This window comes from Limnohabitans planktonicus II-D5 (assembly GCF_001270065.2).
Classification (GTDB): Bacteria; Pseudomonadota; Gammaproteobacteria; order Burkholderiales; family Burkholderiaceae_C; genus Limnohabitans_A; species Limnohabitans_A planktonicus.
On the sequence record NZ_LFYT02000036.1, the window covers coordinates 3633 to 17957 of the forward strand.

A 14325-nucleotide genomic window follows, 5' to 3' on the forward strand; every position below is an offset into this window, starting at 1 on the left:
ATGAAGAAAAAAACCTCGCCAGTGGCCCCTGCCACCTCTTCGCAAACACATGATGCGGTCCCTGCGTCAGCTTCCACGCCAGGACAGCGCCACGAGCGTCAGCCCGCCCGCATGCTGGCGCTGGAGCAGCGCCTCATGTTTGACGGCGCGGCCCTGGACACAGCCTTGGGCAAAGCCACAGACAAGCTCTTGCCCCCGAACGAGCAGACCTCTTCCCTGCACCGCCTGCCCGAAGCCGGTCGCGCTCTTTTGGCCCCTGCCTTGCCCGATGCGCGCAGCTTGCACACTGAAAAAAGCAAGGCCCTGAACCCGGCTGCCGAATCCGAGGCCACCTTGGCCGATGCAACGCTGGCCCCGTCACCAGCGAGGGTGCCGCAGGACGCCCACGCACTGATCGTGCTGTCGGCCGATCTGTCGGCCCTGAAAGCCGATTTGCAGGCGCAATACCCGCAGGCACAGCTGCGCGTGCTGGCTGCCGACGCCGAGCCCCTGCAAGCTCTGGCCGATGTGCTGGCGCAAGAGACGGGCATCACCGCCTTGCACCTGATCAGCCACGGCGAACCCGGCGCACTGATCTTTGGGGACACGCGTGTGGACCAGGCCTACCTGAGCACGCATGCCCAGACCCTGGCCGCCTGGCGCAGCGCTTTGGCACCCGACGCCGATGTCTTGTTGTATGGCTGTGATGTCGCGGCTCAGGGCACTCAAAGCGTGTTTTTGCAGCAACTGCACACCGTGCTGGGGGCCGATGTGGCCGCCTCGTCAGACGCCACAGGCAGCGCCGCTCTTGGCGCAGACGCCCAACTTGAAGTGGTGCTGGGCCAGGTGGACAGCGCCTCGGTGCTCAGCAGCGACTTGCTCGACAAACTGGGCCTCATGCTCGACAGCACGGCCCCCACGGTCCAATCGGTCAGCGTGGCCGTCAGCGGCAAAAGCCTGCAGCTGAGCCTGCAGCTGAGCGAAGGCGTGGGCACCAGCACCGGCCTGGCCAGCACCCGCCTGTCCCTCACGGTGGGGGGCGAGACCCTGATCGCCACCCTGGACGCAGCCGCTTCAAACGCCGCTGCTGGCCTGCTCGTTTACACCGCCAGCAGCAGCCAGACCCTGGTGGCCGACGGCTTCAGCCTGGGAGCCCTTGACCTGAACAGCGCCGTCATCCAAGACGCAGCGGGCAATGCGCTGGTGTCAGGCGCACTCACTGGCAGAGTCAACGCCATTGACGTGGCCGCCGACAACCGCCTGAGCTTTGACGGCACCCTGACCGGGGCCAGCAGCTTCACCAAAACCGGCGCAGGCGAGTTGGTGCTGCGCAGCGCCAACAGCCAGACGGGCGACATCCGCGTCAACGCGGGCACGCTCACCATCACCAGCGACGCCCAGCTGGGTGCCAGCACGGCGCGTGTGTTGATCGCCGACGGTGCCACCCTCAAGATCGCCAGCAGCCTGGCGCTGGCGGCCACGCGCACGCTGGAGATCACGGGCAGCGGTGCCATCGAAGTGGCGCGCGATGCCACCGTCACTTATGGCGGCGTGCTGGCCGGGGCCAATGCCAGCAGTGGCCTGGTCAAAACGGGTGACGGCACCTTGGTGCTGAGCGGGGCCAACACCTACAGCGGCGCGACCGACATCCGCTCGGGCACGCTGGCCGTCAGCGGCAGCCTGAACGATGTGAGCAGCGTGCGCGTGGCGCGTGGCGGCGTCTACCAGCTCAACGTCAGCGACCGCATTGGCGGGCTCGAAGGCGCAGGCGATGTGCGCAGCGGCGCGGCCAGCGGCACGGTCAATCTGGCGGTGGGCTCGGCCATTGCTGCGGGCGTGAACCAGGTGTTCAGCGGCGTGATCGCCGATGGCACCACCAGCAAACTCTCGCTCACCAAGCAAGGCGCGGGCAGCTTGACGCTGAGCAACGCCAACAGCTACAGCGGCGCCACCGTGATTGACGGCGGCACCTTGTCGCTGAGCACACCCACTTTGGCCACGGCCGGTGCGGTGGTCACCGCCACCAATGGCTATGCCTCGCCCTCGTTTGCCATTGCAGCGGGTGCCACGCTCAATCTGGATGTGGGGGCCAACACCCACCGCAACTTCAACGAAAACAACAGCGCGGTCCTCTTCACGGGTTCGGGCACCCTGAGCAAGACCGGCCAGGGCATGGTGTATTGGCAAGGCCCGGCCACCTTTGCTTTGGGTGCCGGATCGCTCATTGACGTGCGCGAGGGCACTTTTGCAGGCGGCAACAACGCCAACGATGTCTGGACGAACAACCAGTCGAGTCTGAATGTGGCCGCAGGCGCGGTCCTCACCACCGTGGAGGCGGCCATGCGTGTGGACGCCCTGAGCGGCGGCGGCACCGTGCGCATCGGCTACCCTGGCCACCCCGCCAGCCTGACGGTGGGGGTGAACAACTTCCTGGCGGGCACTTACAACGCCGCAGGCACCAGCACCTTCAGCGGCAATCTGGAAGAAAACGGCGCAGGCCTGGGCGTGTTCATCAAACTGGGCACGGGCACGCAGATCATGACGGGCCAGCTCAATCACAGCGGTGCCACCACCATCAGCGGCGGCACCTTGCAGTGGAGCGACGGCAGCCCCCGCCAGGGCGCGTCCGTGTTGGCCAGCGCCATCAGCAACCAAGGCAGCCTGGTGATCAACCGCAGCGACGACGTCACCTTGAGCGGTGCCATCACCGGCACCGGCAGCCTGGCCCAGCAAGGCACAGGCACGCTGACCCTCACCGGGGCCGACACCCTCTCGGGCAACATCACCGTGAGCGGCGGCACGCTCAAGTTGGGCGGCACAGGCTATCTGGGCGCAAATGCCAACTACGGCGGCAGCATCAGCCTGGCGGCGGGCACCACGTTGGAACACGCCTCCACACAGGCGCAGATTTTCTCGGGCGTGATCTCGGGCGCAGGTCGCCTGGTGCAGTCGGTGTCCAACCTCACCTTGTCGGCGGCCAACACCTACACCGGCGAAACCCTGGTGGCCGGGGGCACCCTGACCCTGGGCGTGGCCAATGCCTTGGGCGCAGCGGGCAACGCCAACAACACCGTGGTCGAGATCGCCGATGTCGCCACCCTCAACGCCAACGGCCTGGCCCAGCGCATCGGTGCGCTGCAAGGGGCCGGCACGCTGACCCTGGGCACCAGCGTCTTCACCGTGGGCGGCAACAACAGCAGCACCCGTTTCACCGGCACCTTCAGCAGCAGCGGCAGTGGTGTCCTGGTCAAGGAAGGCACAGGCACCTTCACCCTGGGCGGTGCGGTTAGCAACACCGGCCGCGCCGTGGTCAATGCCGGCACGCTGGTGCTGGACAAAGCATCGGGTACCAACGCGGTCAACGCGCTGGGCGGCGTGGATGTGGTGGCCCTTGACATCAAATCGGGCGCCACCGCCCGCCTGGCCGGTGCAGGCCAGGCCCAACTGGGGGCCAACAGCAATGTGATCGTCAACAGCGGCGCAACGCTGGACACCAACGGCCAAAGCCTGACCCTCAACAGCCTCAGCGGCTCCGGTCAAGTCATCAACAACCTGGGCAACAGCACCACCGTGCTGACCCTGGGCAACTACAACGCCAGCTTCACCCTGAACACCTTGCTGGCCAATGGTGGCGCAGGTGCCACAGGCCTGATCGCCCTGAGCAAGGTGGGCTCGGGCACGCTGACCCTCGGTGTGGCCCAAAGCTACAGCGGTGTCACCACCGTTCATGCAGGCAGCATCACCTTCAGTGCGGCCAACCTGGCCTCACGCAGCAGCGATGTGGTGCTCAACACCAGCACCAACGTGGGTTTCAATTTGGCGGGCTTCGCACAAAGCGTGGGCTCGATCGCGGGCAATGGCGCAATAGCCCTGGGCGCTGCCACCCTCACCGTGGGCGGCACCGATGCGTCCACCCGCTACACCGGGGTCATCAGCGGCGCGGGCGGCGCACTCGTCAAGACCGGCAGCGGCACCCTGGTCATGACCGGCGCGCAGACCTACACCGGCAGCACCACCGTGAGCGCAGGCACCTTGCAACTGGCCGATGGCGCGGCGCTGACTTTGCCCGCCACCAGCGCGGTGGTGAACAACGCCCGATTGGTTTTCAGCAGCAGCAGCGCCCTGAGCCTGGCGGCCAACTGGATCAGCGGCACCGGAACGTTGGTGCAGCGCGGCACGGGCGTGCTGACCTTCAATGGTGCCAACAGCTACAGCGGCGGCACCGTGCTGGAGGCGGGCACCATCGCCCTGGCCACCAGCGATGCCGCGCTGGGCACAGGCAGCTTGCAGGTGCAGGCGAATGCCAGCCTCAAGGCCGCCACCGGTGCAGCGCGCACGCTGGGCAATGCCGTCTCGGTGGCCAGTGGAGCCGCCTTGACGCTGGACGCTGCGGCTGCCAGCTTGCAGATGAGCGCCAATGTGGGCGGCGCGGGCAGCCTGGTGGTGCTTAACAGTGGCGTCAACGCAGCTATTTTGGCGGGGGATGCCAGCCTCACGGGCGCGGTGACGGTCAATGCGGGCGGCACCTTGCAAGTAGGCGCGGGCGGCAGCAGCGGCAGCCTGAACGCCTCGGGCATCAACAACGCGGGCACGCTCAAGTTTTCGCGCAGCAACAACAGCATTTTTGCCGCCCCGGTCAGCGGCACGGGCGTGGTCACCAAAGAGGGGGCAGGTGCCCTCACGGTGAGCGGCGTCTGGAGCCACACCGGTGCCACCAACGTCAACGGCGGCAGCCTCGTCATGGGCGCGGCCCAGCGCCTGTCGGCCAGCAGCGCCGTGGCGGTGGCCGCCGCCAGCGTGCTCGATTTGGCCAGTTTCAGCCAGACCCTGTCCACGCTCAGCGGTTCGGGCGCGGTCACCTTGGGCAGCGCCACGCTGAGCCTGGGGCACGCCAGCACCGCCGCCACCTTCTCGGGCGTGATCTCCGGCTCGGGCGGTTTGTCCAAATCGCTGGGCAATATTCAAACCCTGTCGGGGGCCAACACCTACACCGGTGCCACCAGCGTGGCCGACGGCGGCCTCACCCTGAGTGGTGGCAGCAACCGCCTGTCGGCCAGCACCGACGTCAGTGTGGCCAGCGGTGCCACCCTCACCCTGAGCGGCACCGCCGCCAGTACCGAGCGCATGGCCAGTCTGTCGGGCGCAGGCAGCGTGGTGCTGGGCGCCACCGTGCTCACCGTGGGCGCGGGCAATGCCAGCAGCAGCTACAGCGGCACGATCAGCGGCACTGGCGGGCTCATCAAAGAGGGCACGGGCGTGCTCACCCTGAAGGGCCCCACCAGCAGCTTCTCAGGCAGCACCACCGTCAACGGCGGCACGCTGGACATCGGGCGCAACCCGGCCAACAACAGCGTGCTCACCGGCCCCCTGGTGGTCAACACGGGTGCCACGCTGGCGGGCAACGGCACCGTGGGTGCCAGCACCACCACCGTGAACAGCGGTGCCACCCTGAGCCCGGGCAGCACCGACGGCCCTGCGGGCGCAGGCCCGCTGAACATCAGCGGCATCCTGGTGCTGGCCAGCGGCTCGACGCTGCAGCTGCATCTGGCGGCCAACGGCGACAGCCTGGCCGACGACGAAATCACCGGCGTGAGCAACCTCACGCTGGGCGGCACGGTGCAAGTGGGTGGCCTCAGCAGCTTCAGCGGCCTGGGCCAAGGCACCTGGAGCCTGATCAAATACTCGGGCACCCTGACCGGCACGCTCAGCGCCCTGACCTTGGGCAACACACCCGGCCAAGTGGCCACAGGCTCAGCGTACAGCCTGCTCAGCGATGGCCCCAACAAAAGCATCAACCTGCGCCTGGCCCCTGCCAGCAGCACCCTGCAAAAACCGCCCTTTGCTCTGCGCCTGGCGGCGGCCGATGACACGGGCCTGAGCAACAGCGACGGCATCACCGGCAACAGCACTGCACTGACCATCAGCGGCATTGCCGAAGACGGCACCCGCGTCTGGCTGTTTGACGACCAGAACAACGACGGCGTGGTCCAGGAAGGCGAGCTGCTGAGCAACAGCATCTTGCCCACCGCAGGCACCCGCGCGTTCAGCCAAGACATCGCCCTGGGCAGCGGCACGCACTTCATCCGGGCCGTCTCGGTGGATGCCACAGGCGTGTTGGGCACACCCAGCAACGCGCTGGTCATCACCGTGGACTTGATGGCCACCAACGCGGTGCGCCCGGGTCAGGTGCTGACCGATCCCGCACTGAACCCCACCGGTCTGACGACCGCCGACGACCGCATCAACACCGCCTTTCCCACCGTGCGCTTTGGCCTGCCGGTCAGCGATGCCGATGTGCGTGCCCGGCAAAACGCCCAGGCCGGTGACGTGTTCGAGTTCCGCAACGGCACCACCGTGCTGGCGCGCAAGGCCCTGACGGCGCAAGACATTGCACAGGGCTATGTGGACGTCGCCCCCGACCGCGCCCTGGTGCCCAACGGCCTGAATGCGGCCACTTATCAGGAGTCATTGATCGGCGTGGTGATTGACGCTGCGGGCAACGCCAGCAGCCTGGATGCGGTCTACACCCTGCGTTCGCTGTCGGTGGACCGCACCGCGCCTGCCGTGCCTGCCTACCTGATGCTGCTCTACAGCAGTGACACTGGTCGCGCCTTCAACGACAGCGTGACGAACCAGAGCAGCGGTTTTTCGATGCGCATCTACGGCGACAACGAAGCGCAGCTGATCGAGGTCTTCATGACCTCACCCGACGGCAGCAGCGTGAGCCTGGGCACGGTAGCCAACCCAGGGCAAGACTGGAGCACCTTCACCTACCGGGGCATTCCCCAGCCCGATGGTCGCTACACCCAGCCAAGCCTGGCCGACGGCAGTTACAGCTTCACGGCCCGCGCCATGGACCAGGCGGGCAACTGGAGCGCGCTGAGCACCACGCCGCTCACGGTCACCATCGACACCACACCCCCGGCCACCCTGATGCCTGTGAGCCTGCTGGCCACGGACGACACCGGGCGCCTCGCCAACGACGGCATCATCCGCAACAGCACGGCTTTGACCTTGAGCGGCAGCGCCGCCGCCAGCAGCGCACCTCTGACACAGGTGCGCTTGCTCGACTACGGCAGCAACGCCGCTTTGACACTGGCCGACGGCAGCCCCGCACCCTGGGTGCAGGTGGCCCAGGTGGCCTGCGACGCCGCAGGTGCCTACACCTTCAGCAGCCTGAACCTGGCCCCGGGCGTGCACCACCTGCGTGTGGTGCAAGACGATCTGGCGGGCAACTGGAGTTTGCCCAGCGCCGTCACCCGCATCGAAGTCGACAAAGTCGCCCCCAATGCGCCCACCGTGGCCCTGCAGCAAACCAGCAGCACCACCCCCACACTCAGCGGCACTTATGACGCGGCCAACACCGACACGCTCACCGTGCGCGTCAACGGCGTGGCCTATGGCCAGGCGGCCGGGCGCGAGGTGCTCATCGACGGCGTGAGCACCACCACCGTGGATGGCCTGAGCCTGAACGCAGCCACAGGCAGCTGGAGCCTGACCATCCCGCGTGAACGGGCCTTGCCGGTCAGCACCACGGCCTACAGCGTCACGGTGCAAAGCACCGATCTGGCGGGCAACAGCGCGGTCAACAGCGCCATCAATGCCTTGCTGGTCAGCGCCGTGCCCACAGACCCGCTCGCGCCCCGGGGCATCAGCATGCTGCCCGGCGACAGCCGCTCCGACACCGGCGTGCTCAGCAGCGACAGCATCACCCAAAACCTGTCGCCCGTGCTGCGCGTGGCCCTGAATGTGGACGGCCAGCAGGGCGTGCGTGCAGGCGACACCCTGCGACTGCTGGTGGGCACCACCGAATTTGGCCGATACACCCTGAGCGCGGCCGACCTGCTCAACCGCAGCAGCAGTGGCGCAGCGGCTTACTGGGTCGACGTGCAGTTGCAGACCGCTCTGACCAACGGCAGCACCTACACCCCGGGCAGCAACAACGCGATTGCCGCGCAAATTCAGCGCCTGAGCGACAGCGGCGTGAGCACCAGCGCCAATGCGGTCCTGCCCACCCTGGTGGTGGACCGCACCGCCCCCACCGCACCGCCACCGCCCACGCTGGAGCGCGGTGACAACAGCGGTGCCAGCAACACCGATGCCGTGTTCAACCGGCCCAACGGCTTCAGCCTCAGTGGCGTGGTCTACGCGGCAGAACGAACGGTGCAAGTGCAGGTCTATGCCGATGGCGTGCTGCTGGGCAGCACCGGCGTGAGCAACGACAACCCACCCCGCTGGAGCTTTTTTTACCCCAGCACAGCGGCCGCGCTGAGCCAGGGCGAGCGCACATTCACCGTGGTCGCCATCGACGCTGCGGGCAACGCCAGTGCCCCCTCGGCGGCACTGGCGCTGACCCTGGACAGCCGCATCGCCAGGCCCACCCAGCTGGGCCTGGACAAGTCGCGCGACAGCGCCACGGTGGGCGACGGCCTCACCAACAGCGCAATGAGCTCCGACTTCATCTTCACCGGCAAAGGCGAGGCTGGGGCCAACACCACCCAGGTGCGCCTGTTTGACGATGCCAACAACAACGCCGTGCTCGATGCGGGCGAAGAGCTGACCGTCACATCGGGCAGCGCCGTGGACAGCAGCGGCAACTTCAGCGCGGCCATCCGCGCCTGGAGCATGGCCGAAGGCGTGCACCTCATCCGTGCCCTCCAGACCGATCTGGCGGGCAACACCAGCGTCGCCAGCGAAGCCTTGCGGCTCACGGTGGACCGCTCGCCCCAGCCGCCACTGACGATAGATCTGGCCCCCGGACAAGACAACGGCCTGTTTGCCGACGACAAGATCACCAGCCATGCCCGCCCCACCTTCCGGGTGACGCTGGCACCGCAGGCGCGTGCAGGCGATCGCATCGAGCTGTACAACGCCATGACCACCCACCCGTCCTACCTGATTGGCAGCGTGCAGCTCAGCGCCAACGACCTGGCGCGTGGCCATGTGGACGTGACCAGCACCAAGGACCTGAGCGGCACCTACAACCCCTATGCGGGCAGCTACAGCGGCATTTACGGGCGCACGGTCGATGCGGCAGGCAACCCGCAGAACCTCAATGTCGATCCGAGCAGCAATCCCACTTCCTTGTACCGCTACATCGGCGCCATGCCGCGCCTGTATGTCGATGTCAACGGCGTGCCCGGCGCACCCAACATGACCTTCCTGGCCGCAGACCAGGGCCCGGGCAGCACCGGCAACAGCATCGTCACGCGCCAGGCCACGGGCTTTACCCTGACCGGCACCACAGCAGGCACCAACGCCAGCCAGGTGAATTTTTATGCCGGGGACACGCTTTTGGGCAGCGTCAAACCCGGCGACATGGGCAGCGCCTACAGCTTCACCTATGCAGGCCCTGCGCTGGCCGACGGCGTTTACACCGTCTATGCCCGGGGCGTGCGCGCCAACGGCGTGGAAGGCCCCGCTTCTGCGGCCTTGTTCGTGCGCGTCGATGCGCGTGCGTTTGACCCCTCATTCCTCTGGCTGGACAGCACCGACGACACCGGACCCGTCAAGGGCGACGGCATCACCAGCCCGGCCAATGCGGCGCGTAACATCACCCTCAGTGGCCTGGCCAGACCGGGTGCCACGGTGGTCTTGTTCGACGACATCGACGCCGACGGCGTGCTGGACGCCGGTGAGGCGCTCACCACTTACACCGCCAACACCACCACCGCCTTGGCCAGCGTCACGGCCCATGCCACCACGGGCGCTTTCTCGGCAGACGTGATCCTCAGCAGCGGCGCGCACCGCATCCTTGCCCAGCAGACCGTGGGCAGCCAGGTCAGCCTGATCGGCAGCGTGCTGCCCATCACGATTGATGTGGATGTCCCGCTGACCCCCACTTTTGCCCAGCTGACAGCGGTCAACGGCTTGGACGTCATCAACGACGATGGCGCGCGCGTCTCCAGCAGCCCCAACCCCAGCCTGGACATGCGCCTGCCCGAAGGCGTGAAGGAGGGCGATGAAGTCCTGCTGCTCAATGGCAGCACCGTGCTGATTCGCCAATCCATCACGCTGCGTGATCTGGCCAGCGCCACGGCGCGCCTGGACATCACGCCCGCCAGCAAACTGGTCGACGGCACCTACAACACCTTGTCCGTGCGCATTCTGGACCGTGCAGGCAACGCCAGCCCCGACCTGAAACTGCCGCCGCTGATCATCAGCACGGCGGGCTTGGCCGCCTCCACGGCCTTGGATCTGATCGACGACGACGACACCGGCCCCAGCATCACCGACAACCGCACCCAGCGCAGCACCGGCTTGACCCTCACGGGCACTTCGCCGGTGGGCACGGTGTCGCTGCGGATTTACGACGGCAAGACCTTGCTGGGCGAGACCTACCCGGGCTTTGACGCCGATGCGCCGCAGTTTTTCAGCTTCACCTACACCGGCAAGCCCCTGACGCCGGGCGTGCACCCCCTGAGCGTGCGCGCTGTTGACCTGGTGGGCACCGAGGGCACGCCCGCCAGCCTGAGCGTGGTGATCGACGACAGCTTGCTGCCGCCCAGTCGGCTGGTGCTGGACCCGGCCGCCGATTCGGGCAGTTCCAAAACCGACCTGATCACCAACACGGTCAGCAGCATCGGCCTGAGCGGCAAAGCCGAGCCTGGCAGCACGGTGCAGGTGTTTGACGACCAGAACGACAACAACCTGGTGGACCACGGCGAATGGCTGGCCACGGTGACGGCCAATGCCAGCACCGGGGCCTTTGCGGTCTCGGTCAGTCTGGGTTCGGGCGAGCACAAGCTGCGCGCCATCGCCTCCGACGTGCAAGGCAACACCAGCCTGGCTTCGGCTTCACTGGCCTTGACGGTGGACCGTCAGCCCCCCTCGCCACCCGTCAGCCTGGCGCTGGCGCCGGGCCAGGACACAGGCCTGAGCAGCATCGACCGCCTGACCAACCTGAGCCGTGCTGTGCTGCGCGTGGGCCTGCCCAGCGATGTACAAGTGGGCGATGTGGTCTGGATATCTCAGCCCGGCAATTACTACACCACCCTCAACGCCTACAGCACCAGCTACACCGTCACCCTGGCCGATTTGCCGGTCTCCGGGCGCGGCTATGTGGACATCACGCTGGCCAACGACCTGTACGAAACGCCGCCGGGCGCGTACTCGAACAACGGCGTCAACTGGGTGCTCAGCGCCTACATCATCGACCAGGCGGGCAACATCGGCCAACGCCTGGTGGTGCCCACTTTGCAAGTCGACTACACCGCCCCTGCTGCGCCCACCGGCCTGAACCTGAGCGATGCACAAGACAGCGGCCGCTCGCTGACCGACAACATCACGGGCATCGGCACCGGCTTCACCATCAAGGGGGCCATGACCAGCGGCACGCGCCGCATCGAGGTGTTTGAAGGCAGCACCTCGCTGGGCTTTGCCAGCTTGCTCAGCGACACCGCCTGGAGCTTCACCTACACCGGCGCGTCCTACAGCCAGACCACACGGGCCTTCACCGCCCGGGCGCTGGATGAATCGGGCAACTTCGGCCCCCTGTCAGTGCCGCTGGTGGTCGCATTTGACACCTTGCCCGGCGCGAGCTTGCTGCCGCCCAAATGGAGTGCGGCCAGCGACTCCGGCCGCTTGTCTAACGACGGCATCACCAACGTCAGCACCGGCGTCACTTTCACCGGCTATGCCGACCCCAGCGTGGTCACCACGGTGCGCGTGCGCCTGTACAACGACCGCAACAACGACGCCAAGGTCGACAGCCTGGAACTGCTGGCCACCGCCAACACCAATGGCAACGGTCTGTACACCTTCAGCAACATTTTTCTCTCACCCGGCACCCACTATTTGCGCGTGGCGCAAGAAGACATCGCAGGCCACTGGAGCGCCATCAGCGCGGCTGCCGTGCTGGTGGTCGATGAGCTGGCCCCCGAGCGCCCCACCGTCACCTTGCAGGCCACCGACGACACCACGCCGGTGCTGCGCGGCACCTACGATGCGGCCAACACCGATCTGCTCACGGTGCGCCTGAACAACGTGGCTTACGGCGTGAGCGCCGGGCGCACGGTGACGATCGGCGGCGGCACTTTGACCACCGTGGCCGGTTTGGTGCTGGATGCTGCCAACGGCACCTGGCAACTGGCCTTGCGCCCCAGTGAAGCGCTGGCGCTGGCGGCAGCGCCTTACGAGGTGATCGTGCAGGCCACCGACCTGGCGGGCAACACCAGTGTGGACAGCAGCGCCAACGAACTGCTGCTGCGTGCGGCCCCCACCGACACGCTGGCCCCGACCTTTGTGCGCCTGGCCCCGGGCAGCGATACGGGCTATCTGGCCAGCGATGCATCCACGGCCAAACTGGCCCCGGTGCTGCGTGTGGGCTTGAGCCTGCGCGCTGTGGAAGGCGATGTGCTGCGTGTGCTGCAAGGCAGCACCGAGCTGACGCGCTACACCCTGAGCGCTTCAGACATTGCGCGGGCCTATGTCGACCTGCAAGGCCAGACCTTGCTGACGTCTGGCACCGACTACACCGGCACTGCCGCCATCAGTGCCAGCGTGCTGCGTCTGCAAGCCACAGGCACGCTGGAGAGCGCCGCCACGGCCCTGTCACGCCTGGAAATTGACCAGGCCCCCCCGTCTACCCTGGCAGCGCCCAACCTCGAAACTGGCTCGGACAGTGGTGCCAGCAACACCGACAACAGGTTGCGCTTTGGCAACGGCTTCACCTTCTATGGCACGGTGGGCAACAGCGATGTGGTGCAGGTCCTGCTTTACGCCAACGGCGTTTACCTGGGCAGCACCGGTGTGCGGTCTGACCTCAACTACGTCTTCACCTTGCCTGCCACGGCCACCGCCCTGGCCGCAGGCAGCCAAGCCATCACCGCCGTGGCGGTGGACGAGGCGGGCAACCGCAGCGCCATGTCGGCGGCCCTGACCCTCAGCATCGACACCCGGGTGGAAGCGCCCAAAAACCTGTGGCTGGTGGCCACCAGCGATTCGGGTGCCAAAGACGACTGGCGCACCCGCACCGCCACCAACCTGGTCATCAAAGGCCAGGGCGAAGTGGGTGCCACCGTCACCGCTTTTGACGACCTGAACCTCAACGGCGTGGCCGATCCGGGCGAAGCGCTCGCGGGCAGCGCCACGGTGACGGCCGCAGGCACTTTCTCATTGACCCTGACCAGCACCCTGGCCGAGGGCCAGCACCAGATCCGTCTGGTGCAAACCGATGTGACGGGCAACATCAGCGCCCCCAGCAGCGCCCTGCCGGTGGTGGTGGACAGCGTGGTGCAGCGCCCCATCAGCGTGGCGCTGGCGCCGGGTCAGGACAATGGCACCAGCCTGATCGACAGCGTGGTCGCCACAGCCCGGCCCACCTTCCGCGTCAACCTGGCCCCCGATGCCCTGGCCGGTGACACCGTGCAGCTGTACAAGACGGCCAGTTTCTCGGGTGCCAACCTGATCGGTCAGCGCCTGCTGACGGCATTGGACATCGCCCGGGGCTATGTGGACCTGAAGTCCACCCAGAACCTGTCGGGCAACTACGACGGCACACAAAGCACGGGCATTTACGCCCGCATGATCGACCAGGCGGGCAATGCCAGCGGGTTTTCCAACACCCGTGGCAATTTGCCCTGGGTCACGGTGGACACCACGCTGCCCGCTGCGCCCGGCAGCCTGGCCTTGCTCACGCAAGACGACACTGGCATCAGCGCGGCCGACAACATCACGGCGCTGGACACGGGCTTCACCCTCCAGGCCACGGGGGCCGATGAGGGCATCCGTTTCATCGAGGTCTGGGACAGCCAGACCCTGCTGATGCGCGCCCCGGTGGGCAGCGTCAACCAGATCAACGTCACCTACGACGGCCCGGCGCTGACCCCGGGTTTGCACACCCTGTCGGCCCGCTTCATTGACAAGGCGGGCAATGCCGGCCCGTTTGCGACCCCGATGCGTTTGCTGGTGGACACCACTGAAAAAGTGCAGGTGCTGGGCATGGGCCAGCTGGGCCTGCGCGCGGCCTATGACAGCGGCTACAGCCGCAACGACGCAGTCACCAACACCAACGCCTTCTGGCTCGACGGCATGTTGGCGGCGGGTGCCATGGTGCAGATTTTTGAAGACCTGAACAACGACGGCGTCTATTCGCTGGGCGAAGCCGTGGGCGCGCCCACCAACACCTTCGTCACGACAGGGGCCTTTGGTCTGTCGCTGACCCTGGGCACCGGCACGCACCGCTTGCGCGCCGTGGCCTACAACGCCAACACCGGCATGACGATTGGCGAGGTGTCCGAGGCCCTTCAGATCACCATCAAGACCACGCCACCGGGCCGACCGGGCGTGGTGGATGTGCTGGCCAGCAGTGACACCCCGGTGGACCTGGCCGTCCAAGGCGTGAGC

At 67.0% G+C, this 14325-nt stretch carries 1 protein-coding gene (cut by a window edge); it reads left to right on the forward strand.

The annotated features are described in order from the left end of the window. The coding region annotated (locus tag H663_RS38880; RefSeq protein WP_116695932.1) for an Ig-like domain-containing protein crosses the window boundary (this coding region is incomplete at its 3' end): on the forward strand, positions 1–14325 show 14325 of its 32078 nt. 17753 nt of the annotated region lie beyond the right edge of the window.